This window comes from Streptomyces sp. NPDC087440 (assembly GCF_044744005.1).
In the GTDB taxonomy this organism is placed as follows: domain Bacteria; phylum Actinomycetota; class Actinomycetes; order Streptomycetales; family Streptomycetaceae; genus Streptomyces.
Window position 1 is genome coordinate 205,904 of sequence record NZ_JBIUXN010000005.1, and the last position, 23,845, is coordinate 229,748.

The window sequence follows — 23,845 nt, forward strand, 5'->3', positions numbered from 1 at the left end:
CGTCGGCCCCCGGCGACGCGATGTCTGACGGCGTGTCCGGCGGCATGTCGGACGGCGTTGCCCGGCGGCGTTGTCCGTCGGTGATGTCCGCCGTCCACGTGACCGTTCGGGGTGCCGCGCAGTTGGAGGGGGCGAATCCGTCATCGGCTCTCACCTCGGAGTTCCCATGTCACGAACCCGCACGTCCCTGGCCGCGTTGGTGCTCGCCGCAGCGGCGACGGTCGGTTCCGCCGCGCCCGCCCTGGCCGACTGCCCCGAGCACGGCACGCTGATCTTCTCCAACGAGAACTACGCGCGGTACCTCGACGCGTCCCCGGACGAGCGGCGGCTGATCGAGCAGGACCCCGCGTACTTCGAGGTCTGGAGCCGCTGCCTGCCGCCCCACCGGGTCGAACCCAACATCTGGGGCCCGGGATACGTCTGCATCCCGGAGGGCGCCGTGCAGTGACGGCCGCCCCGTGACGTGTTGCCCCTTGCCCCGCCCCCGCCAGGGCGGGGCTTTCTGCTGTGCACCGGTTTCCGGGAGCCGGTGGCGCACCGGGGCGATACTGGCCGTGACAGTCGCCCCGCCGCCGGCCGGACACGCATCGGGCCGGGCGGGTGACGTACTGCTGCCGACAAAGGTGAGGGGAGCCGGGCGTGACAACGGCGAAGGACTTGTTCATCACCGTCATGGACCAGGGGCCGGAGGACTCCGTGGGGCAGGGCGACCTGTCGCTCGCGCTGGCCGGGGCCGAGCTGATCGACCTCGTCGGGGCCGGGGCGGCCACCGTGGAGGGCGACCGCATCGTGCCGGGACAGCCGGGATCGTACGACCGCGTCCTGGGCGAAGCGGCGGCCGGAATCGTCCGGCAGGAACCGTACGAGCGGACGGCGGACTGGCTGTGGCGCCGGGGCCAGGGCCTCGCGGCCACCTACCAGGCGGCCATGGAGGAGGACGGCGAGCTGACGCGCAAGCGCGGCGGCAGGCTGTCGCTGGGCGCCAAGCGCGTGATACCCGCCGACACGCCCGCGCGGCAGGCGGCGGCCGACCGTTGGAACGCGCGGGAACCCGTCCTGACCGCCCTCGCCTCGGCGGTGGGCGTCGAAGGGGTGGGCGCTGCCGGCACAGAGGACAGGTCCGGCGAGGTCGTCCGCGACGAGGCGACGACGGCCGTGGTGGCCGCCGTGCACGACGCGCTGATGGAGCTGGAGGCCGTACGGCAGCGGCGCTCCATCGAGAACGCGGCCTTCGCCAACCTCTGGCGGGGCCCCTGAGCCGAGGGGCGTCCGGCGGCGTACGGAGAATGGGGCAGCCGCACCGGGAACACCCGGACAGGTCGGCACGGTTGCACCGAACACGACGTACGTTCCGCTGGAGGACCCTTTCATGACTGACCGGACTGACCGGCCGCTGACCCTGATGGCAGTGCACGCCCACCCCGACGACGAGGCCACCAGTACGGGAGGAGTCCTCGCGCGGTACGCGGCGGAGGGCTTCCGCACGGTCCTGGTGACCTGTACCGACGGCGGCTGCGGAGACGGACCGGGCGGCTCCAAGCCCGGGGAGCCCGGACACGATCCCGCAGCCGTCGCCCGTATGCGCCGCCAGGAACTCCAGGAGAGCTGCGAGGTCCTGAAGATCAGCGACCTGGAGACCCTGGACTACGCCGACTCCGGAATGATGGGCTGGCCGGGCAACGACGCCCCCGGAGCCTTCTGGCAGACCCCGGTCGAGGAGGGCGCCGCCCGGCTCGCGGACCTCATGCGGCACTACCGGCCCGACGTCGTCGTCACGTACGACGAGAACGGCTTCTACGGTCACCCCGACCACATCCAGGCCAACCGCATCACCATGGCGGCCCTGGAGCTGACCGGCCTGACGCCGAAGGTCTACTGGACCACCATGCCCCGCTCGGCGATGCAGCGGTTCGGCGAGACCATGCGCGAGCTGGACCCGGACATGCCCGAGCCGGACCCCGCGGAGACCGCCGCGATGGCCGAGATCGGGCTGCCCGACGACGAGATCACCACGTGGGTGGACACCGCCGCCTTCAGCGACCAGAAGTTCGACTCGCTGGCCGCGCACGCCAGTCAGGGCGAGAACATCTTCTTCCTGAAGATGGGCAAGGAGAAGTTCGGCGAGCTGATGGGCACGGAGACCTTCGTCCGGGTCAAGGACACCACCGGCACCCCCCTCCCCGAGACCGACCTCTTCGCGGGCCTGCGCTGACCTTCCGCCCGGACTACAGGTGGCGCGGCGGGCTGTTGCGCACGGCGGACCGCCGCGCCCACAGCGCCCCGGCGAGCAGTGCCAGCCCGGCGACGGCGAACGCCCAGGCGTCGCCGTCCCCGGCGATCGCCCCGACGGCCCAGGCCAACGACCACAGGGCGGCCAGCACGCACAGCGCGCTCCAGGCCACCGTCCACATGCGGTGGCGCGAGGCCACCCGCTGGGACGTGCCGCGTTCCATGGGGCCCAGGCCCCGCACCGTGTGCTCCTCGTGAGTGCTCATGGAACACCGGATGCCCCGGCCGGCCCGAAGAAATCACGCTTCCCGGGCCGGTTCGGGGATCCGCCGTGCACTCCGGTGCCGCAGGCACCTCCAGCACCGGAGTGCACCACTGGAGCCAGCCGGAGTGCACCACTGGAGCTAGAAGGTGTACTCCGCGGTCGCCGAGCACTTGCCGGTGCTGCCGCCCGTCTCGACCCCGTAGTCCACGCTCTCCCCGTTCGTCGCGGCGGTGACGCTGCCGCCGCCGAAGCCGCAGGACACGCCGACCTGGCCGCCGCTGTCCATGTCACCGGTGTCGGCGCCGATGCCCAGGCTCGCGCCGGGCGAACCGAAGCCGAAGCCGAGCGTGGGCTTGATCTCGTTGCCGTCCGTCTTGCCGCCGACGCTGATGCAGATGCCGTAGCAGAGCTCGCCCTTGAGCGAGCCGGTGACCAGACCGGACGGGTCGATCCGGTTCAGCGGGTCGCCCTCGGCGTACAGGTACGGGTTCTTCTCCTGGCCCGAGGGGTCGGGCTGGGTGAACCGGCCGATCACCGGGTCGTAGTAGCGGGCGCCGTAGTGGTAGAGCCCGGTCGGGTCCTGGTAGCCGCCCGCGAACCGGTACGGCTGCGGCACGGTCTCGCTGGTGCCGGTCCTGGCGACCCCGCTCGGCGTGTACCGGTAGGTGTTGACCCGCTTGCCCGCCTCGTCCACCAGCCCGATGACCGAGCCCAGCACGTCGGTCAGGTAGTAGTAGCTCTTGCCGCCGGTGCGCGCCGAGTTGAGGGTGCCGCCCGGCTCACGGACGAACTCGGTGTCCTTGGTGCCCACCGTCTGGCCCGAGAGGCCCAGCGGACCGTTGTGGAAGACGGTGTCGCCGAACCGGGTGCGCTCGCTGCTGTCGGTGCTCGCGTAGGTGCCCGCGTAGGAAGTGGTGCCCACCGTCACCGACTTGAGCTGCCCGAAGTCGGTGTACTTCTCCGTACTGCGCGCGGTCTCGGGCGTGGGCGCGCCCGCCGTCTCGTTGCCCGCCTTGTCGTAGGACCAGCCGGTCGTCACGCCGTTCTTCGCGGTGAGCTGGGAGGCGTCGTTGTACGTGTACTGGGTGGCCGCCCGGCAGCCCGGCGCGTCGCCCTGCGAGGTGAGGTTCCCGGCGCTGTCGAAGCAGTACTGCCAGGACGTGCGGACCCCCGAGGTCAGGGTCTCGGCGCCCAGCGAGAGGCGGCCGGTGGCGTCGTAGGAGTACGCCGTGCTCGCCTTGGTGAGGTTGTCGGTGCGGGAGCGGATCTTGGTGCCGTCCAGGGTCTCGGTCCCGGCGACGTACCCGTAGGTGTAGGAGAGGTCGCTCAGGACGACGCCCGAGGGGGCGATCGCCCGGATGTTCTCGGGCCGACCCGAGGCGTCGAGCTTCTGGCTCTGCACCGTGCCGCCGGGGTACGTGGTCTTGGTGCGGGCGTCGTTGTTGTTGTACTCGTACGTCGTCTTCTTGCCCTGCGGGTCCACCAGCGAGCTCAGCCGCCCGGCCGCGTCCCAGGCGTAGTCCGTGACGCCGCCCGGGTCGGTGTACGTGTCGACGTCGCCGTCCGCGGTGTAGGCCAGCACGGTCTGCGAGCCGTCCTGGAGGGTGCGGATCGTCTCCCGGCTCAGCGCGTCGAACTGGTAGGTCTGCACGCCGGTCGCGTCGGTGCGCGAGGACAGGTTGCCGTCGCCGTCGTAGGTGTACGTGACGGTCGCGTACCCGGAGGTGTCGACCTTGGTGATCCGGTCGCGCTTGTCGTACGTGTACAGCGTCTTCACGCCGCGCGGATCGGTGGCCGTCGCGGTGCGGCCCAGCGCGTCGTACGTGAACTTGGTGACGCCGAGCGGGGCGGGCGGGGTGACGGTCTGGAGGTTGCCGCTCGCGTCGTACCGGAAGGAGGTCTTCTTGCCGTTGCCGTCGGTGGCCGTGCAGCGCTGGCCCTGGAAGCCGCCGCAGGTGGGGGCGGCCTCGTTGTAGGTGAAGGTGACGGTGGCGCCGCCGGTGCCCAGGGTGGCGACCGAGGTCGTGTTGCCCGCGCCGTCGTAGGCGTAGTCGGTCTTCTGTCCGTCCGCGCCCGTGCTGCTCTTCTGCCGCTCGGTGCCGGCGACCGTCTGCCAACTGCCCGTCGCGGTCGCGCCGGTGGGCAGCTTGGCCGAGGTCGGGTTGTTGCGGGTGTCCCAGCCGTAGGTGGTGACGTTGCCGCCCATGCCGCCGCTGCCGGTGCCCATGGCGTCGGTGGCCGTCTGCACCTGGTGGTTGGTGTACGTCGTCGAGCGGGTGTGCCCGAGGCCGTCGAGGACCTTGGTGACCTCGCCGTCGGCGTTGTGGTCGTACGTCGTGGTGTGCCCCAGCGGGTCGGCGACCTTGGTGGTGCCCGCGTCGGTCGCGTACGGGGCGCTGTAGGTGTACGTGTACGTGGGCCCGCCGGTGCTGCCCTCGGCGTAGCGGCGGATCGAGGTGACCCGGTCCTGGGCGTCGTAGGTGAAGGAGGTCGAACGGTTCTGCGGGGTCGTCACCTTGGTCAGGCGGCCGTCCGCGTCGTACCCGAAGCGGGTCGACTTGCCCTCGGTGTCCGTGGTCCGGGTGACGTTGCCGTGCGCGGCGTCCAGGTCGTAGCCGACGGTGCGGCCGGTGTGGTCGGTGGCCTGCCAGTGGGTGGCGGTGGTGCGGACCAGGTCGACCCAGCGCCCGGAGCGCGTCTCGGTGACCTTGAAGCCGGTGTCGGAGCCGTCGGTGGTGTGCGCGGCGACGGTGATCTCGCCCTTGTTGCGGTCGGTGATCTTCGTGAGGCGGCCGTTGCCGTCGTAGGTGTCGGCGGTGCCGGACTTGCGGTCGGTGAGGGTGTAGGTGCCGTCGGCGTTCTTCACCAGGTCCTTGGAGTACCCGCTCGGGGTGCTCAGCGTCCCGTCCGCGTTCTGCGTGTACTCCACGGTGGCGCCGGACTCGTCGTAGAGCAGGACCATGCCGGTGAAGCTGAGGTCGAGGTTGCGTTCGTACCCCAGCCACCACGGCGAGGAGACCTGGCCGGAGGGGGCGTCGAAGGAGTTGTACGTACGGGTGAGGCGCAGCGACTGGCCGACGCCGCCCACCTCGAAGTCGGTGGCGGCGAGCATGAGGTTGCCGGTGGAGTAACTGACCCTGCCGACCAGGGAGTCGGTGATGCGGAAGTTGGAGATCCGGTGCCAGGGCACGTCGCCCTGGTCGCGCGGGACGTAGCGCTTGATGGTGCTCGGCGGCGGGTCCGACGGTATCGAGCGGGGCGGGAGCGTCTTCCCGGTGAGCACGGGAGGCATCGCGGCCCGGCCGTGGTCGCCCCAGTGCGATCCGCCGGGCGGCGGCGGGGGCGGGACGGCCAGCGCGGGGCTCACCACGGACGCGCCGAGCACGAGGGCGAGCGCGGTGGCGGAGAGCACGCGGACGGCCCGGGGCGTACGGGAGGCAGGGGAGGCATGGGACGTAGGAGATGTGCGGGAGGTACCGGGTCTACGGGAGGTACCGGATCTACGGGAGGCTGACACTTCGTCCCCAAGGTGAAAGAACTGTGGCCCTTGTGGTCACAGGCGCCCCTCAAAGTGACATCCGTCGCCCGGTCAACTCGCCGCCGTTCCCCCGGAATTGCTTTCCATGTGGTCAGGAACACGCCAAACGCCAGCAGCCCGTGAGCCGGATGTGCGCCGCCAGAAAGCTCTGACCTGCACCGCAGCCGAACAGGGGCGATGCGGAGAAAGGCGGGATCGGTTCCCCGGAAGCTCTCCTTCCGCCGGGATCGTGAAGGCGTTCACGTACACCGCTCGACCGCCTCACCTTTCACAAGCGGAACCCCACTCCCCGTACCGTCCTCACACCTGGAGCCCGCATGCCCCCGCACCTCCGTGCCCTGGCGACCGTGCCCGTCGCCGTCTCCGCGCTCTTCGCCGCCTCGCTCGCCCTGGCCCCGACGGCGGCCGCGGAGCCGAACCCGCCCGGCTGCGAGAAGGAGTACTTCTGCATGTACGCGGGGGAGGGCCAGACCGGTCAGCTCCTGGTCAAGACCAAGGACAACTGGACCGGAAACGTCCCGGCCCGCTCCGTCTTCAACAACGGCATCGCCTACCCGAACGCCGACCACGTCCAGCTGACCTGGACCTACAACGGCGGCACCTACGAGGAGTGCCTGCACTACAACCCCGGTCCCGACCCGTACCCCTACAAGCTGAGCTTCGCGGAGGGTGTGGCCGTCACGAAGGTGGTCTGGCGCGGCGAGTGCTGAACGCACGCGGGGCCCGGGAGGACGTCCTCCCGGGCCCCGCGTCACGGGTGGGTCTCACCGCCTCCTGCGCCGCAGCAGCAGCGTCACCAGAGCGATCGCGAACACGACGAAGACGATGACGAACACCGTCGCCCCCGTGCCCGACGCCCACATCTTGGCCAACTCGACCGACGACTGTGCCTCCACGCTGAGCCTCCTCCCCCCGGAACGCGCCGGGGCCGCCGTGCGGTGCGGATGCCCCCGGACCCCGGGCCGAATCCCCGCGCGCTCGACAGCGGCCGTCGGCGAGGCCGAACGGAGGTCCCTCGCGGGCACCGGGATTCACCCGGCGTCCGCCGGGAAGAAGTGAAGTCCGGAAGGGCGTCCGGCAACCGGGCGCGGCGCGACAGCGGTGAGGGAGGACTTGTGCACGATCTCGGATTCTTCTACCTGGTGGAGCGGCTCGCGGACCAGGCACAGGACGAGCGGGAGCACCCGGCGGGGCGTGCGGCCGTCGTGCGGAACCTGCGCAACGGCTGGGTGCCGCTGGCCCTCGCCGGAGCCCTGGCGGCGGCCACCGGCGTCGCCGCGGCGCGCGCCCGGCGCACCTGACGACCCCGCCCGGTGGGCCCGCCCCGTCCGGCGGGTGCCGGCCGCTGGTCGTGCCCGGCCGGCGGTGACACGTGGCGCGGCCGGGGGTGACACGTGGCGCGGGCGGTCAGGGCTCTTCGGCGGTCAGGCCTCTTCGGTTGCCCGTACGGCGTTCCTGCGGCGGTACACCACGACGCCGCACACCAGCAGCACCAGGGCGACGACCACAGCCACGGCGAGCGCCGTGTTCTCGGCGAAGAGGTTTCCCAGCACCTTCAGCGCGCCGACGCCCACCGTCGCGTACACCAGGGCCCAGGCCGCCCCGCCCAGGAACAGTGCCGGGAGGTAACGCGGCAGGGGCATGCGCATGGTGCCCGCGATGAAATTGGCGGCCGTCTGGAAGCCGACGGTCAGGAACGAGACCGCCACCACGGGCGCGCCCCACCGCTGTATCGCCCGCTCCACCCGCTGGAACCTGGGTCCGGACATCCGCTCGGCGAACCGGCTGCGCTGCGCCCCGGCATGGGCGAGCCGCCCGACGGCGTACGTCCCGCCGGCACGCAGCAGGACAATCACGTAGAGCCCGGCCGCCGTGAGCATGACCTCACCCATGACGAGCCGCCCTCAGGGCCGCATGCTGCATAGAGAGGCCTTCCTACGACCCGAAACCACCGCCGGCTGACACTCCAAGGTTAAACGAACGCATGTGCCCTGAATGCCGGGGGCCCGGCACCGGGGGAGCGGGCGCCGGGCCCTCTGCCTCCCCCGGAGCCGGGCGGAGGCGAACTTCCTTGCGGGGGCCACCGGTTGGCGCACCCCCGGGGATCAGAGGTGGGCGAGGACGTTGACGACGTTGCCGTCGCCGTCGCGGTAGAAGAAGCGCCGCACGCCCCACTCCTCCTCCGCGGGCCCGTACAGGATCTCCAGACCTGCGGCACGGGCCCCGTCGAGTGCCGCCTCCAGGTCCGCCACCTCGATGGAGGCCGCCGGGTTGACCGGCCCGGTGGGGTCCTTGGTGATCAGGCTGATCTGCACGGAGTGGTCCGTGGGCGGGGCCAGCGTGGCGATCCAGCCGTGATTCATGATCACTTCCATTCCGGTGGCCCGGGTGTGGGCCGCCACGGCGGCATCGAGGTCGGTCACCGTGAGCAGGGGCATCGCGCGGAGAGCAGACATGTGCGCCAGCGTAGTCAGCCCGCCGCTCGCTCCGGTGGGTTTTCGGGACCTCCTCCAGCAGTACGACCGCCGTCCCGCCCACCTCGTTCCGCGCCGTCGGCCCGGCCGGGGTCAGCGCACCATCTGCCCCAGCACCGTACGGAAGTCCTCACCGGGCTCCGGGCACAGTGCACCCGCAAGTCGGCGGGACGCGTAGTGCCAGCGGTGGTCGAGGTCCGGGTGCACCTCGTCCGCGTACCGCACCTCGCTCGTGCTGCCCAGCAGGCCGCGCAGTTCGCCGGTCAGCTCCGGCCAGCCGACGTGCCCGCCGACCGCGTTCGCCACCCCGTGCACCGGCGCGTCCAGGCACGCGGTGACCGCGCGGGCCAGCGCCGCCGCGTGCACCCAGGCCGCCCCGTACCAGGCGTGGCCGTGCGTGCCCGGCGCGGGCAGGGTGATAGGGGCGTCCGCCCGTGCCGCCTGGTAGAGCAACCCGACCGCGCCCCACCGGAGTTGGTCGCGCAGCCGGTCGTGCGCACCCCACACGAGGGGCGACCGCACGGCGCTCGCCCCGCCGCGCCCCTCGGTCCCGGCGACGGCCAGCAGGAGGGCCTCGCAGTCGAGTTTTCCCTGTCCGTACGGGCTCAATGGCGGCCCTGGCGGGGCCTCCTCCGCCACCTCGGCGCCCGCCGGACGGCCGTACGCGTCGACACTGCTCACGAACACGAACGGCCCCCGCCGCCACGCCTGCGTCATCGCCCGCATCGCCGCCACGTCCACCTCGGGCCGGGTGAAGGTGCAGGCCGCGTGGATCACCGCGTCCACTCCGGCGACGGCCTCGCGCAGACCGTCCAGGTCGGCGAGGTCGCCCTCCACCACCTCGACGCCGTCACCGGCCACCAGGTGGGCCGACTCGGGGCGGGCGAGCGCGAGCACGGGACGCCCCTGCGCGGCCAGTTCCCGCAGGACGAACGCGCCGACGCCGCCCGTGCCGCCGGTCACCAGGACGCTGCCCGGCCGCACCGAGCGGCGGCCCGTGGCACGTACGACAGGAGCGGCCGCACGCGCCTCGGCCCGGGCGTCCAGCAGGGCGGTGAGCGCACGCGCCGTCCGGGACTCCATCACGTCGAGCCCGGTCAGGGGCAGGGCGAGCCCCGTCCGCAGCCGCTCGGCCACCTGCACGGCGGCGAGCGAGTGCCCGCCGAGCGCGAAGAAGTCGTCGTCCGCCGCCGGGCGACGGCGCAGGACGTGCGCGAACGCCGCCGTCACGGCCTCGGCGCGCGGCCCGCGCGGCGCGGCGGCCCGGCCGGGGGCGGGAGAGCCGATCAGGGCGGCCGGGTCGACCGATCCGTCGGCCGTACGGGGCAGCGCGTCCAGCAGTGTGACCGCGACCGGGGTGTCCTGCGGGGGCAGGAACGACCGCAGGGCGGAACGGAGTTGGGTGGGAGAGGGCCCGATCCGGTCCCGCAGCACCGCGTACGCCAGCAGGGTCCCGTCCGGTGTCCGGTGCACGGCGGCGTCCTCGACGCGGGGATGCGCGCGCAGGGCGGCTTCGGCGGGGTGCCGGGAGGGTGCGCCGGGGAGTTCGGACAGCCGTAGCTCGGACAGCCGAAGCGAGGGGTCGGCGGCGACCGCTGACAACAGCGCGGCGAAGGAACTCCCCAGCGCCTGCCCCGTCGCGTCGTCGAGCGCACCCCGCGCGTACTGCACGAGGCCCGCCGGTTGCGCCGTGTCCACCAGACCGAAGGAGAGGTCGAACTTCGCCCCGGCGAGCGGGACGTCGACCGCCTCGGCGTGCAGCCCCGGCAGCCGCAGCGCGGTCGGCTCGCCCAGGACGTCGGCCGTGACCCGCACCAGCGCCGAGCCGTCGGCGCCGCGCGCCGTCGCGCCGAGCCGCTCCATGACGAGGTCGTACGGAACGTGCCGGTGCTGCTGCGCCTCCAGCACCGCGTCCCGTACGCGCTCCACCAGCGCCTCGAACGACGGATCGCCGCCGAGGTCCACCCGTATCGGCAAGGTGTTGACGCACAGCCCCACCAGCGCGGCCGCCTCCCGCCCCTCGCGGAGCCCGGCGGCGCAACCGATCACGAGGTCGCTCCCGCCGGTCAGCCGGTGCAACGCGGCGAAGGCGGCGGCGAGTTGGACGGTGAAGAGCGTCGCCCGGTGCTCCCTGCCCACCGTGCGCAGCGCGCTCACGACGTCACCGGCCAGGGGGGTGAGGCAGCTGGCCGAGGGGCGTTCGGCCAGGTCGGCGGGGGGTGCGACGGGCCGGGGCAGCGCGGGCGGGACGGCGGCGGCGAGGCGACGGGCCCAGTGGTCCAGGCTCGGGCCGAACCGGTCGTCGGCCGCGGCGTGCTCGCGCCGAGCGAAGTCGGCGTACTGGGGTGGGGACGGGAGGAGGGCGGGGTCGGGGGTGCCGGTCGTCCGGCCGTACAGCATGCTCAGCTCATCGGCGACCGTCACCAACCCCTGTCCGTCCACGGCTATGTGATGGATCGTCAACATCACCGTGTGATCCTCTGGGCCGTGCCGCAGCACCAGTGCACGCGGCGGCGCACCGGCGCCGAGGTCGAACGGAAGCGCGGCCTCGGCGGTCAGCAGGCCCACCGCCGCGCCGTCTGCGGGGTCGACGTCGACCACTCGCACCGGCACCGCGTCCGGCGCGGGCATCGCCTCCTGGTACGGCTCGTCGCCCTGCTGCCCGTACCGGGTGCGCAGGATCGCGTGCCGGGCGACGAGCGCGATGAGCGCCTCCCCGAACGCGTCGAGGTCGAGCGGGCCGGTGAGCCGGGTCGCGAAGGGGACGCTGTAGACGCCGTCGCGCTGCCCGAGCCGGTCCATCAGCCACATGCGCCGCTGGGCGTACGAGAGCGGGGCCCGGCCCGCGCCGGACCCGGCGGCCCCGGACGGGCGCGGGCCACCGACGACCCGGGACCGGGCCCGGCGCAGCAGTTCCGCCTGGAGGGCGGGGGAGGTGTCAAGGGACATCGTGGTGCTCCGGGGCGTCGTGAGAGGTGAGGGGCAGGGCGGGGGCATCGGCGGAGGGGCGCGGATCGCCGTGGGCGGCCAGCAGGGCACGCTCGACGAGGGCGGCGTGCCCGGCGACGGTGGGCAGGGCGAAGAACTCGGCGAGCGACAGCTCCACGCCGAGGTCCTCACGGAGGTCGTCGGCGACGGCGAGGGCGAGCAGGGAGTGACCGCCGAGGGCGAGGAAGTCGTCGTCGGCGGACCGGACTTCACACCCCAACGACCGCCCCCACACCTCGGCGACGACGGCTTGCAGCGGGGTGAGGCGGCCGGGCGCAGGGTCGGCTTCACCGGACACAGGCCCAGCCTCACCGGGCACCGGCCCGGGCCCACCGGACATCGGCCCGGCTTCATCGGGCACCGGCCCGGGCCCACCGGACATCGGCCCGGCTTCATCGGGCACCGGCCCGGGCCCACCGGACACCGGCCCAGCCTCACCGGGCGCCAGTCCGGGGCCACCGGGCATTGGCCTGGCCTCTCCGTGCACCGGTCCAGGCCCACCGGGCACAGGCCCGGCCTCACCGGACACAGGACCGACTGCCGTGCCCGTGCTGTGCGGGGACGTCGCGACCGCTCCCGGCGCTGAATACGGTGCACCGGTCCCCGCATCGCCCGGCTCACCGGCACTCGTACCGTCCGGCGCACCGGCACCCGTGCCGTCTGGCTGATCGGCACCCGTGCCGCCCGGCGCACCGGCACCCGCGCCGCCCGGCGCACCGGCACCCGCGCCACCCGGCGCCCCCGCACCAGCCCCCCACTCGGCCAGCACCCCCCGATCCACCTTCCCCGCCCCCGACAGCGGCAGGCGGTGCACCACCGTCAGCTCGTCCGGCACCAGATAGGCCGGAAGTCGCTCGGCGAGGCGGGAGCGGACGGTCGCGGCGTCCGACGCCGTCCCCGGTGTCAGCACGGCGAACGCCGTCAGGCGTGCGTCGTCCGGTGTCGCCCGGCGCACGGTCACCGCCGCGTCCTCCACCTCCGGAAGGTCCCGCAGCGCGTGCTCGATCTCGCCCGGTTCGATGCGGTGGCCCCGCACCTTCACCTGGTCGTCCGTCCGTCCGTGGAAGTCCAGCACCCCGTCCGCGCGCACCGAGGCCAGATCGCCGGTGCGGTAGAGGCGGCCGAGTGCGGGGTGTTCGACGAAGCGTTCGGCGGTCAGCCCTGGTCGGCCCACGTACCCGGCGGCCAGCCGCCCTCCGCCGATCCACAGCTCGCCGACCTCTCCCTCCGCGACCGGGCCGCCGTCCGCGCCCAGGACGTGCGCCGACGCGCCCGCGATCGGGCGGCCCACCGGCATCGGCCCCTTCAGGTCCGCCTCCGTGACGCGGTGCGCCGTGGCGAAGGTCGTCGTCTCGGTCGGCCCGTACCCGTTGACCAGCTCCAGCCAGGGGTACGCGTCGAGCACCACCCCCGCGTGCCGCACCGACAGCGCCTCACCGCCCACCACCACCGACCGCAGCAGCCCGAAGACCCGCGACCGGCGGGCGGCCAACTGGTGGAAGAGCGCCGTGGTGAAGAACGCCACCGTGACCGACTGCCGCTCCACCGTCCGGGCCAGGTCCTCGAAGGACGGCCGGTCGGCGGGGCAGACCACCACGGCCGCACCGTTCGCGAGGGCCACCCACACCTCGAACGTCGAGGCGTCGAACGTCGCGGGGGAGTGCAGCAGCACCCGGTCCCGGGCCCCCACCGTGACGTACGAAGGGTCCGTGACCAGCGAGGCGACCGCACGGTGGCGCACGGCCACGCCCTTGGGCTGCCCGGTGGACCCCGAGGTGAACATGATGAACGCCGTCGCGTCGGGGCCGGGCCCCGGAAGCGCCGTGACCCCGGCGGACGCGGACGCGGGCGCGTCCGCCTCCAGCACCAGCCGGGGCCCGCTCACCCCCGCCGCCTCCAGCAGGTCCCCGTCCCCGACCGTGAGCACGGCCCCGGAATCCGCGAGCACCGCCTCCGTGCGCGCCCTCGGGTGCGCCGGATCGAGCGGAACGCACACCGCGCCCGCCCGCCACAGCGCGAGCTGGGCCACGACGGTACGTATCGAACGCCGCACGAGCAGCGCCACGGCCTCACCCGGCCGCACCCCGCCCACCACGAGACGTACGGCCAAATCCGCTGCCGCACAATCCAGTTGACGGTACGTCAGGCAGGAATCTTCGCCGTCCGTCAGGGCCAGCGCGTCCGGCGTCCGCGCGGCCCGCTCGGCGAACAGGGCGGTCAGGTCGGGGTGCGTGCTCCCGGGTGCGTACGTCTCAGACACCGTGCACCTCCGCCGCACACCGCGCGTCGAGCACGGCGACGACCGCCCTCAGGTCGGGTTGGCGCAACAGTTCCGGCGCCCGCAGCCGCACCCCGGTCTCGCGCTCCACGGCGGCCAGCAGTCGGGCCGCCGCGAGGGAGGTCCCGCCGACGTCCGTGAAGTTGTCGTCCAGGACGACGTCCGGGCGGCCCAGCAGGACGCGTACGGTCCCCAGCACCAGTCGCTCGTTCGCGGACGAGCCGTCCACCGCCCCGGTGTCCGCCTCCCCCTCCAGCCCCTTCAGCAGTACGGCCCTGTCCACCTTCCCGTTGGCGTCCAGGACAAAGGAGTCCACGACCCGCACCGCCGACGGCACCGCCTGCTCCGGCAGCCAGCCGCGCACGGCGCTCAGCAGTGCCTCGGGCTGCGGAGGCGTTGCCGCCCCGCCGGCCGGCAGTACGTACGCGACGAGCCGGGCGCGGCCGTCCGCGTCCCGGGGCGCCACCACCACGGCACCGCGCACCGACGGGTCCTGCTCCAACGCGGCCTCCACCTCGGCCGGTTCGATCCGTACGCCGCTGATCTTCACCTGGTCGTCGAGGCGTCCCAGGAACTCCACCAGGCCGTCCGCGCGCATCCGCACCCGGTCCCCGGTCCGGTACACCCGCGCCCCGTCCCCCTCGGGCGACGCGACGAAGCGGCTCCTCGTCAGCTCGGCATCCAGGTATCCCAGCGCCAACTGGGCTCCGGCGACCAGGAGTTCACCCTCCTCGCCACGCGGTACGATCCGGCCCTGCGGGTCCGTGACCAGCACGCCCACCCCCGGCAGCGGAACGCCGATCGGCGGCGCGGCTTCCTCGTGCACGTCGGCGTCGGTGGCCCGCATGGTGTGCACCGTGGTGACCACGGTGGCCTCGGCGGGACCGTACGCGTTGTGCACCACGGCCGTCACGTCCGCGCCCGGACGGCGACGCATCCGGTCACCGCCGACGACCAGGTGCCGCAGCGCCAGATCCTGCGGCCACGGCGCGGCCAGCAGCGGCTCGGCCATCGGCGTCGCCGACACCGCCACCGTCACCCGGGCCTCCCGCCACCAGTCGACGAGCGCCGCCGGGTCCCAGCGCACCGCGTCCGGCGCGGGCACCAGCGCCGCACCGGAGGTCAGCCCGGCCCACAGCTCCATCACGTGCGGGTCGAAGGCGACGCCGATGAGCAGCGACTGCCGCTCGCCCGGACCGAGCCCGGTCGCCTCCCGGTACCAGCCCAGCAGCGCGCCCAGCGCGGGCTCCGCCACCGCGACCGCCTTGGGCCGCCCGGTGGACCCCGAGGTCAGGACCGCGTACAGGGCACCCTCCGGGGCCCGGTGGGCGCCGGGCGCGGGCGGCAGGAACGCCGCCACCGCACCGGCCGCCGCGTTCGCGCCCCCGCCCGGCAGCGGCAGTACGAGGTGCTCGGCCTCCCGGTGCGCGGGCGGCAGCACCTCGGGCGCCCCGATCAGACAGGCGACGCCGACGTCCTCACCGACGGCGGCGAGCCTGCGCTCCCCGGGGCGCGGCCCCAGCGGCAGGTACACCGCTCCCACGCGGGCCAGCGCGACGGCGGTCACCACCAGCGCGGCGGACCTGTCGAGGCAGACGCCCACCAGGTCGCCGGGGCGCACCCGGTCGCCCCAGGCGCGGATCAGCGCGTCCGCCGCCGCGTCGATCTCCCGGTACGACCAGGAGTGCGGCCCGTCGAGCACCGCCGGGGCGTCGGGGGTGCGGCGCACCCACTCCTCGTACCGGCCCCGCACGAGCGGCGCATCCGGGTCAACGGGCTTTCCGTACAGCACACTTCGCGTCACGTCCTGACGTCCCTTCGGCATGGTGGTTCTCGTGGTGCTCACGACGCGGTCGTGGCGGTCAGCGCGCGGGCCTGGTCCGCGAGCACGGGGTTCTGGAAGAGCACGCGCAGGGGCGGGCGGCTGCCGAGGTGCGGCTCCAGCCAGGCCGCGAGCTGTGCGGCCAGCAAGGAGTGCCCGCCCACCCGGAAGAAGTGCGAGCCCGGCGCGAACCGGCCGTGCCCGAGCACCTCCCGCCAGCCCTCGGCAAGGAGAGCCAGAGCGGGATCGGCGTCGGTGGCGGGCGAGAGGTCGACGCTGGGCTCCTCCGCGTGCGTCCCGGCCGATGCCTCCACCGCAGCCGCCAGCTCCACCAGCGCCGCACGGTGCGGCTTGCCCCCGGGCAGCGTCGGCATCGCGTCGAGCCGCACCCACGCCCCGGGCACGAGCGCGCCGGGCAGCCTCTCGCTCAGCGCGCGGTGCAACTCCCGCTCGTCCCAGGACCCTTCGGGCTCGCCGCCCTCCAGGAAGCCGACGAGCCGGGGGCTCCCGGCCGTCGACGTGTCGAGCACGACGGCACACGACCGGCCGCCGAGCACCGCCGACGCCGCCGCCTCGACCTCCTCCAACTCGATGCGGTAGCCGCGCAGTTTGACCTGGTTGTCGCGCCGCCCGAGGAAGCGGAGCAGCCCGTCCCGGCCCCGGAAACCGAGGTCGCCGGTGAGGTAGACGCGCTCGCCGCCGAGGGCGGGCACGTGCACGAACCGGGCTGCGGTGGCCTCCGGGTTGCCGAGGTAGCCCTCCGCCAACCCGGCCCCCGCCACGGCCAGTTCACCGACCGCGCCGTCCGGCAGCGGCTGGAGTCCCGCCCCGAGCACGTGCACACGCTCACCGGGCAGCTCCCCACCGAGCGGAATCTCGGTCGCGGCGCCCGACAGGAGCGCGGAGTCCACCTCGTACACCGTGGAACTGATCGACGCCTCCGTCACCCCGTACGCGTTGACCACGCGCACGCCGGGCCCGCTCCCGTCCAGGAACTCCCGCAGTACGTCCGCGGGCAGGCGCTCCCCGCCGAGCACCAGCAGCCGGGGCGACCAGTCGCCCCGCACCAGCGCGGCACGCAGTTCCTCGCGCGTCGCGAGGAAGTAGCTGGTCGGCAGGTTCGCCACCGACACCCTTGCCCCGCACAGGAGTTGGGCCAGTTCCGCCCCCGTGGGCACCTCGAACTCCGGCACCACCAGACACGCCCCCGCGTACAGCGACGGCAGCACCTCCTCCAGCGCCACGTCGAAGGACGGCTGGGCGAACACCAGCACCCGGTCACCGGCCGCCAGGGCGAACCGCTCGGCGACCCCGGTCAGGTGGTTGCGCAGCGCGCCGGGGCCGACCGCGACCGGCTTCGGCACGCCCGTCGAGCCCGAGGTGTGGATGACGTACGCCGCCGACGGCACGACCCGCGCCGGGGCGGCGGGCGGCAGCGCCTCGTCCCGCTCCGCCACCGACCCCGTCGGCAGCCCCGCCGGAACCCGCACGCCACTGCCCGGCGCGATGAGCACCATCGCCGGGGACAGCCGCTCCAGCAGCAGTTCCAGCCGGGCGGCCGGGTCGGACGGCGACAGCGGGCAGTACACCGCGCCGCTGCGCAGACAGGCCAGCAGCGTCACCACCGAATCCACCCCGCGCGGCAGTACCGCGGCCACCGGCTGCCCTGCCGTGACCCCGGCCGCGCCCAGACGGCGTACGAGGGACGACACGCGCGCCTCCAGATCGCCGTACGTGATCCGCCGGGCCCCGACCAGCAGGGCGGGCAGCGACGGGTCGTGCCCGAACAGCGGATCGAGCGGCTCGCGGCCCGGCACGCCCGCCGCCTCCGGCTCCGGGAGCGGGGCGGCGGCCGGGGGAGCGAGCGCCGCCAGGGCCGTGCCCGGGGCGTCCAGGTAGGCCCGCAGCAGGTCGAGGAAGCGTCCGGCGAGCAGCCGGGCCACGTCCTCCCCGTACAGGTCGACGTCGTAGTCCCACACCAGCGTCATGCCGGCCGCGCCCGCCCGGGGGCCGACCCCGCGCCGGTCGTCGGGCAGCAGCACCACGTCGAGGTCGAAGCGGGTGGTCCCGGTGTTGAACCCCTCGAACAGGGACACCTCAAGACCCGGCACCTCCAGGTCGGGCAGCACCGCGTCGTGCGCGCTGAACATCACGTCGAACAGCGGGTTGTCCGCCCCCGACGTGTGCAGTCCGAGCGCCCGGGTCAGCTCCTGGACCGGCACCTCCTGGTACGGCAGCGCCCGCACCAGCGTGTCCGTCACCTCGTCCATCGTGTCCTGCGCGGGGGCTTCGGCGTCCGGCCGCAGCCGCAGCGGGATGGTGTTGACGAACATCCCCACCGCGTCCTCGAACCCCAGCGGACGGTTCCCGACGGCCGTCCCGACCACCAGTTCCGGACGCCCGCTGTGCCGCCGCAGCAGCTCCGCGAACAGCCCCAGCAGCGTCGCGAACGGTGTCAGGCCGCGCTCCTTGGCGTGTGCCCGCAGCCGCTCGGCCAGGTCCGCGCCGATCGACTGGCGCAGCTGCCCGCCGTGGTGCCGCCGCACGGCTCCCGGTCGTACGAGACCCGGCAGGGGCAGGTCGAAGGACGCGCCCGCCAGTTCACGGGTCCAAAACTCCAGCCCCGCACGCACCTCGTCGGCCCGCCCGGGGCCGGACTGGGCGCGCACGTGGTCCGCGTACGAGGAGGCGGGCGCCAACTCGGCTGTCTCGCCCAGGACATGGGCCCGGTAGGTGCCGAAGACGTCGGCGAGGAGGATCGCGAAGGAGTGCCCGTCGTGGATGAGGTGATGCTCGACGTGGATCAGCCGGTGGTGGTCGTCGGCCATCCGCACCAGCGTCCAGCGCAGCAGCGGGGCCTCGAAGGTGTCGAGGGGGCGCTCGGCCTCCGCCCGCAGCAGTTCCCGGAAGGCGGCCTCGGGGTCGTCGTGGCCGCCGAGATCCACCCGGTGAAGGCGGGGCGGGCACCCGTCGGCGACCCGCTGCCCGGGCAGCGCGCCGGGCGCCGTACCGGGTGTCGGTACGAGCTCCAGGCGCAGGCCCGGATGCCGGTTCAGGGTGGCGGCGAGGCCCGCGCGCAGGGCGTCGGCGTCGAGGTCGCCCCACAGGTCGAGGGAGGCGGTGAAGTTGTAGGCGCGACTGCCGGGCTGCATCTGCTCGTGCAGCCAGACGATCTCCTGCGAGGAGGAGAGGGGGAGCATGGCGATCCCTGGGGTTGGAGGGTCGATGGGCCGTCGGACGGGGGCACGGGGTCGTGCTCCCGCCGCGTCGGGCGGCGGCACGCGGTGGTGCGTGGTGGTGCGCCGCCCGTCGGAGTCCCGGCGGGCCTGCGGGTTGCGCGGGCTCCACCGGTGCGAAGTCATGTGAGGTGGTGTCGTACGGGGTGGTGTCGTACGGAGTGGTGTCGTACGGGGTGGTGTCGTCCAGCGGTCGGGGCGTTACGAGGCTCAGCCGACCGGCAGGCCCGCCCGCAGCTCCCCGCCCAGCACGGCGAAGGCCTCCCGCGCGGCCGCGTCGCCGAGCACGGACCGGTCCCAGACCATCCGCAGCCGCAGCGTGGGCCCCTGCACCACCGACACGGCGAACGGGGCCCGCACCGGGCGGCCGTCGACCTGCGTCTCGCGGCCGGTCGCCCCGCCCAGCCGCAGCACGGGCCGACGCCGGGCGTCGTCTACCGTCAGCAGGCCGTCCAGCGCACCCGACCAGCGGGAACCTGCGGTGCGGGCCGCGTGCACGACCTCGTCGAAGGGGGTGTCGGCGCGGTCCAGGTCGTCCCACCACTGGGTGGCGGTCAACTCGGGTGCGGGGCGCGCCTCGTGCGTACCGGCCGGGAAGACGACCGTATTGAGGAAGCAGCCCACCACCGGGGGAGCCCCGGCGGGCCGCCCGCCCCACGGGTAGCCGACCGGCGGCACCTGCCCGGCCCCGTACAGCACGCGGGCGGCGGACCGGCAGGCGTCGAGCAGCGTCGCGAAGGGAACGCCGGACGGGCCGCCGGGGACGTCGAGTTCGGCGGCCCCGGTGGGCCGGGGCGCACCGGGCAGCGGGGCGCGCTCGTGCACCGCGCGCAGCCGGTCGCCCCAGTACGCGAGGGCGTCCGGGGAACTGGCCCGGTGCTCCGCCTCCAACTGGAGCAGGACCGCCTCCCGGTACTCTGCGAGCCCGGCGGCCCGTTCGTCCGCCGACACGTCCGTCGCGTCGAGGCCCGACAGGTAGGCCTCGCCGAGGTCCTCGACGATGCGGGCCAGGGACTGCCCGTCGCAGGCGGCGTGGTCCAGCACGACCGCGAGCACGTCCTCGCCCGGGTGCTCCCCGTGCTCCGGCCCGGTGTCCCGCGCGAGGAACAGCCGCAGCGGCGGCCCGTCCACCGCCCACGCCCCCAGCACCCGGCGCAGTGCGTCCCGCGCCCCCTCGCCGGGTGCCGCCCGCACCTCTTCCAGCGGTACGGCGGGCGACGCGGTCCGCAGCACGGGAGTGCCCCGGAACACCTGCGCCCGTGCCCGCAGCACCGGATGCCGGGCGGCGAGGTGCTCGGCGGCGTCCCGGAGCCTGCCGGTGTCCACGCTGCCGGACGGGAACGCGAAGAACAGGGGTACGGTGTCGGGCCGCCCGGCGGGGTCCATGGCCCGCACCAGGACGAAGCGGCGCTGTGCGCCGGTGACGGGCAGCAGGTCCGCGCCGTCCGCGCCCCGGCTGAGGCGCTGGTATCGGTCCAGGTAGGAGCCGGTGATGCTGCGGTGCAAGGGATCGATCCTCTCGGGTGAAGTCCTCGGGTGGGAAGGTGTCGGCGGCTCGGATCCGCGGCTGTCGCCACAGCCGCGGAACGCTTCGCTCAGCGGGCGGCCCGCGTCTCGGCCGGTGCCTCGTCCGTCTCCTGCGGCCCGTCCCCGGGCTCCCCCTGCGCCTCCGGCAGGTCCCGCAGGCCCCTCAGCCGCGAGAGCAGCAGGGGCAGCGGTACGAGGAGGAAACCGGCCGCGCACACCCACAGCGCGGCCCGCGCCCCGAATCCGTCGGCGACGGCCCCGCCCACCACGGCGCCCAGCGGCAGGGTGCCCCACATCAGGAACCGCAGCGTGGCGTTCATCCGGCCCAACAGCCGTGGCGGGCACAGCATCTGACGGAAGCTCACCTGCGCCACGTTGTAGACCACGGCCCCGAAGAAGACCACGCCGGACGCCACGGCGAACAGCGCTGCGGCCGCCCCCTCGCCCGCCAGCGGCCACAGCACCGCGAACGGGCCGGTGACCAGGCACGACAGCCAGATCAGCCGGGCCTGCCCGAACCGGCGGGCCAGCCTGCCCGCGCACAGCGCCCCGGCGAGCCCGCCGACCGCCGACGCGGACAGCATCAACCCGACGGCCCCCGGCCGCAGTTCCAGCACCCGTACCAGGAACACGGTCTGCGTGGCGAGGAGCATCGCGCTGAAGAAGTTCCCGAGGGCGGTCGCGGCGGCGATGACCCGCAACAGCGGCTGGCCGAGCACGAACCGCAGCCCCTCGGCGACGTCCTTGCGCACGGAAGCGCCCGGCACGGGTTCGGGCTTCGCCTCCGGCGTACGTATCGCCAGGAGGAACAGCGCCGAGACGGCGTACCCGATGGCGTCGGCCACGATCGCCAGGTGCGCGCCGACGAGCTGCACGAGTCCGCCGCCCAGCCCGGGACCGGCCACCTGCGCCGAGGACCGCACGGTCTCCAGCGCACCGTTCCCCGCCACCAGCCTCTCCCTGTCGAGGAGTTGGGGCAGGTAGCTCTGATGTGCCACGTCGAAGAAGACCGTGGCGGCACCGGTGGCCAGGGCCACCAGATACAGCTGGGCCATCGTCAGCACCCCGGCGACGGCCGCGAGCGGGATGCTCGCCATCGCCGCGCAGCGCACCACGTCGGCCCGGATCATCAGCGTGCGCTTGCGCATCCGGTCCACCCATGCACCGGCGGGCAGGCCGATGAGCAGGAACGCGGCCGTCTCGGCCGCCGTGAGCAGGCCCACCTGGAAGGCGGGCGCCCGCAGTTCGAGGACGGCCACCAACGGCAGCGCGACCAGGGTGACTTGGGCGCCGACCTGACCGGCGGCGGCCCCCGCGAGCAGGAGACGGAAATCGCGCAGCCGCAGCAGGCCGCCGGGAGCGGCTGGAGAGGAGGTGGACATGCACGAGACCTTCACCAAGGGAAGATCCAGAGTCAAAAGAGAACGGAGACTTCCGGTCGTTCTTCCTGTCGATCGGCCCAAGTCCCGCAAATTATTTGGCAGATATGAGCAACGTGGAGATGAACGGTGGGGATGTGGCGCACGGGCCGGACGGCTTGCGGCCGGTGTTCCGGGCCCCTTGGGTGATCTTGGGGTGACGGGGAATGGCCGATGACGCGCCGTAGGCACGTATGTCCGAAAGTAGTCATCCGAAGTCAGGGAATGATCAAAGACGCAACCTCGACGCGGGATCCGGGGTCGAGGGTGAGGGGGTGTGGGCGTGAGTGCGCGGGTGCGTGAAGTCAAGGCGGCAGCGCTCGGGTACCGCCAACGTGTGCCATCCACTGCCCCGTTCGTGTCCGGGGGCGCGTCGGCCACCGGGAAGCGCCCATGCTGCTGGGGTCGATTCGTATCCCTCGGGAGGGCCTTTCATGACCACCACTGACGTGCTCGGACTCAAGTACGACCGCATGTTCGACATGCTCGACGTGGATCTCAACGGGGTGCTGGAGGAGCAGGACTTCATCACGCTCGCCCGGTCGATCGCCCGCGCCACCGGCGTCGGCGACACCTCCCCCAAGGGGGCGACGCTGGTGCTGGAACGGCAGCGCTGCTGGGCCCTGCTGCTGGAGCACGCCGACGCCAACGGGGACGGGCAGATCAGCCGCGACGAGTTCCACCGGGCGATGTCGGGCGCGTTCGGCGACCCCTCGCTCCTGGAACGCAACCTGCGGGACGGCCTGCACGCCGAGTTCGCCGCGATCGACGCCGACGACGACGGTGTCGCCACGATCGACCAGATGGCGGCGTTCCTGACCGCCTGGGGCCTGGAGCACGAGGTGGCGTGGGCCTCGGCGACGAGCCTGGACCAGAACGGCGACGGCTGGATCACGCGCGAGGAGTACGTGGCGGGCTGGAGCGACTTCCTGCTCGACGAGGACGCGGAGGCGCCGGGCAGCACCCTCCTCGGCGCGGTCGCCTGACCCCGCGCGCCGGTCCCGCCCGTACGCCGGTCCCGTCTGCTGTGCCGGTCCCGCCTGCCGTGGCGGGACCGGCCCCTTTCCGTACGGACCGCCGCCCACGGACCCGATCGTCCCCCGAATGGCCGTATCCCGGCCCTCCGCCGGGGGCGGACCCCGCCGCCCGTTGATAAGCACGAAGCGGAGAAGTACCGCATCGACGGAAGGTCTGATCGTGCTTTCATCCCAGATCGTGGTCGCTGCCGCGCTCCCGCCCTCCGGGGACCGGGTGCTCGCGGTGGAGTTCCAGCAGGGCATTTCCGACGCCTGGTCCAAGGTCGCCCAGTTCGTGCCGAAGCTGGCCGGATTCCTGGTGATCCTCCTGGTGGGCTGGTTCGTCTCCAAGATGATCGCCAGGGTGCTCGACCGGGTCCTGCGCAAGGTCGGCTTCGAGCGGCTCAGTGAACGGGCCGGCTCCGCGAAGGTCTTCGACAACTCGAAGTACGACGCGACCTCCCTCGTGTGCAAGGTCGTCTACTACGCGCTGCTGCTGGTCACCCTCCAGCTCGCGTTCGGCGTCTTCGGGCCCAACCCGGTCAGCGGCATGATCGACGGCATCGTCGCCTGGCTGCCCCGCGCCCTGGTCGCCCTGGTGCTCGTCGTGGTCGCCATGGCCATCGCGAACGCCGTGCGGGGCATCGTCTCCGGCGTGCTGTCGGCCGCCTCGTACGGGCCGATGGTGGCCCGCGTCGTCTGGGCGGTCATCGTCGCCCTCGGTGTGATCGCCGCCCTCGGCCAGGTCGGCATCGCCACGACCGTCACCCAGCCGGTGCTGATCGCCGCACTGGCGGCCGTCGCGGGCATCCTGATCGTCGGCGTCGGCGGGGCGCTGATCCAGCCGATGCGCGGCCGCATCGAACGCTGGATGGACACCGCCGAGGCCGAGACCGGCCGGATGCGGGCGGCCACGGGCTCCGACACCGCACGCGACGGCGCCTACCAGGCCGGCCGCGAGGACGCCCTGCGCAACCAGCCCGTCGTGGACCCGGACCGCGTCGACCCCATGTGACGTCCCCATGTGACGTCCCCATGTGACGTCGCCCACCGA

Annotated in this window: 18 protein-coding genes; 7 read left to right on the forward strand and 11 right to left on the reverse strand. The window is 73.7% G+C overall.

What is annotated here, in order from left to right; all coding sequences use genetic code 11:
* Nucleotides 1-166: 166 nt before the first annotated feature.
* The 3 genes from ACIO3O_RS13790 to ACIO3O_RS13800 all read left to right on the forward strand — a co-directional run bounded on the left by ACIO3O_RS13790 (nt 167) and on the right by ACIO3O_RS13800 (nt 2,212).
* Entirely contained in the window at nt 167-448 is a 282-nt protein-coding gene (locus tag ACIO3O_RS13790) for a hypothetical protein (protein ID WP_401745071.1), read from the forward strand.
* 191 nt (nt 449-639) lie between these two features.
* Entirely contained in the window at nt 640-1,257 is a 618-nt protein-coding gene (locus ACIO3O_RS13795; RefSeq protein WP_401745072.1) for a GPP34 family phosphoprotein, read from the forward strand.
* Between the two features lie 112 nt (nt 1,258-1,369).
* Nucleotides 1,370-2,212 carry a PIG-L family deacetylase gene (locus tag ACIO3O_RS13800; RefSeq protein ID WP_401745073.1) on the forward strand — a complete coding sequence of 281 codons (843 nt, stop codon included), beginning with the start codon at nt 1,370-1,372 and terminating at the stop codon, nt 2,210-2,212.
* A 13-nt stretch (nt 2,213-2,225) separates the two neighbouring features.
* On the opposite strand, the gene ACIO3O_RS13805 is transcribed toward ACIO3O_RS13800, so the two are convergent.
* A complete protein-coding gene (locus ACIO3O_RS13805) occupies nt 2,226-2,495 on the reverse strand; it encodes a hypothetical protein (protein ID WP_401745074.1) in 270 nt (89 codons plus the stop codon).
* A gap of 138 nt (nt 2,496-2,633) precedes the next feature.
* Nucleotides 2,634-5,786, reverse strand: a complete 3,153-nt coding sequence (locus ACIO3O_RS13810; RefSeq protein WP_401745264.1) for an RHS repeat-associated core domain-containing protein — start codon at nt 5,784-5,786, stop codon at nt 2,634-2,636.
* 563 nt (nt 5,787-6,349) lie between these two features.
* Between ACIO3O_RS13810 and ACIO3O_RS13815 the strand changes: the two genes are divergently transcribed.
* Nucleotides 6,350-6,742 carry a peptidase inhibitor family I36 protein gene (locus tag ACIO3O_RS13815; protein WP_401745075.1) on the forward strand — a complete coding sequence of 131 codons (393 nt, stop codon included), beginning with the start codon at nt 6,350-6,352 and terminating at the stop codon, nt 6,740-6,742.
* Nucleotides 6,743-6,796: 54 nt separating this feature from the next.
* On the opposite strand, the gene ACIO3O_RS13820 is transcribed toward ACIO3O_RS13815, so the two are convergent.
* Nucleotides 6,797-6,928, reverse strand: a complete 132-nt coding sequence (locus ACIO3O_RS13820; RefSeq protein ID WP_401745076.1) for a hypothetical protein — start codon at nt 6,926-6,928, stop codon at nt 6,797-6,799.
* Between the two features lie 219 nt (nt 6,929-7,147).
* Here ACIO3O_RS13820 and ACIO3O_RS13825 point away from each other — a divergent pair, with 219 nt between their 5' ends.
* On the forward strand, nt 7,148-7,333 hold the full coding sequence (locus ACIO3O_RS13825) for a hypothetical protein (RefSeq protein ID WP_401745077.1): 186 nt from the start codon (nt 7,148-7,150) through the stop codon (nt 7,331-7,333).
* 123 nt (nt 7,334-7,456) lie between these two features.
* Here ACIO3O_RS13825 and ACIO3O_RS13830 read toward each other — a convergent pair whose 3' ends face one another.
* From ACIO3O_RS13830 to ACIO3O_RS13865, 8 genes are all read right to left on the reverse strand, one after another.
* Complete coding sequence (locus ACIO3O_RS13830) at nt 7,457-7,924, reverse strand: DedA family protein (RefSeq protein WP_401745078.1); 468 nt, start codon at nt 7,922-7,924, stop codon at nt 7,457-7,459.
* Nucleotides 7,925-8,137: 213 nt separating this feature from the next.
* Nucleotides 8,138-8,488, reverse strand: coding sequence for a VOC family protein (locus tag ACIO3O_RS13835; protein WP_401745079.1), 351 nt, complete (start codon nt 8,486-8,488; stop codon nt 8,138-8,140).
* Nucleotides 8,489-8,599: 111 nt separating this feature from the next.
* Complete coding sequence (locus ACIO3O_RS13840; protein WP_401745080.1) at nt 8,600-11,455, reverse strand: condensation domain-containing protein; 2,856 nt, start codon at nt 11,453-11,455, stop codon at nt 8,600-8,602.
* Nucleotides 11,445-13,754 (reverse strand): amino acid adenylation domain-containing protein, encoded by a 2,310-nt coding sequence (locus ACIO3O_RS13845; RefSeq protein WP_401745081.1) that lies wholly within the window; start codon nt 13,752-13,754, stop codon nt 11,445-11,447. The genes ACIO3O_RS13840 and ACIO3O_RS13845 overlap by 11 nt, the downstream gene beginning before the upstream one ends.
* Entirely contained in the window at nt 13,747-15,618 is a 1,872-nt protein-coding gene (locus ACIO3O_RS13850) for a non-ribosomal peptide synthetase (protein ID WP_401745082.1), read from the reverse strand. The genes ACIO3O_RS13845 and ACIO3O_RS13850 overlap by 8 nt, the downstream gene beginning before the upstream one ends.
* On the reverse strand, nt 15,615-18,794 hold the full coding sequence (locus tag ACIO3O_RS13855; protein WP_401745083.1) for an amino acid adenylation domain-containing protein: 3,180 nt from the start codon (nt 18,792-18,794) through the stop codon (nt 15,615-15,617). The genes ACIO3O_RS13850 and ACIO3O_RS13855 overlap by 4 nt, the downstream gene beginning before the upstream one ends.
* Before the next feature lie 246 nt (nt 18,795-19,040).
* Complete coding sequence (locus ACIO3O_RS13860) at nt 19,041-20,336, reverse strand: non-ribosomal peptide synthetase (protein WP_401745084.1); 1,296 nt, start codon at nt 20,334-20,336, stop codon at nt 19,041-19,043.
* 89 nt (nt 20,337-20,425) lie between these two features.
* The gene (locus ACIO3O_RS13865; RefSeq protein WP_401745085.1) at nt 20,426-21,739 is read right to left on the reverse strand and encodes an MFS transporter; all 1,314 of its coding nucleotides are present in this window, start codon (nt 21,737-21,739) and stop codon (nt 20,426-20,428) included.
* A 470-nt stretch (nt 21,740-22,209) separates the two neighbouring features.
* Between ACIO3O_RS13865 and ACIO3O_RS13870 the strand changes: the two genes are divergently transcribed.
* Together ACIO3O_RS13870 and ACIO3O_RS13875 are read left to right on the forward strand one after the other, a co-directional pair.
* Nucleotides 22,210-22,761, forward strand: coding sequence for an EF-hand domain-containing protein (locus ACIO3O_RS13870; RefSeq protein ID WP_401745086.1), 552 nt, complete (start codon nt 22,210-22,212; stop codon nt 22,759-22,761).
* A gap of 211 nt (nt 22,762-22,972) precedes the next feature.
* Complete coding sequence (locus tag ACIO3O_RS13875; RefSeq protein ID WP_401745087.1) at nt 22,973-23,806, forward strand: hypothetical protein; 834 nt, start codon at nt 22,973-22,975, stop codon at nt 23,804-23,806.
* The last annotated feature ends 39 nt before the right edge of the window (nt 23,807-23,845 follow it).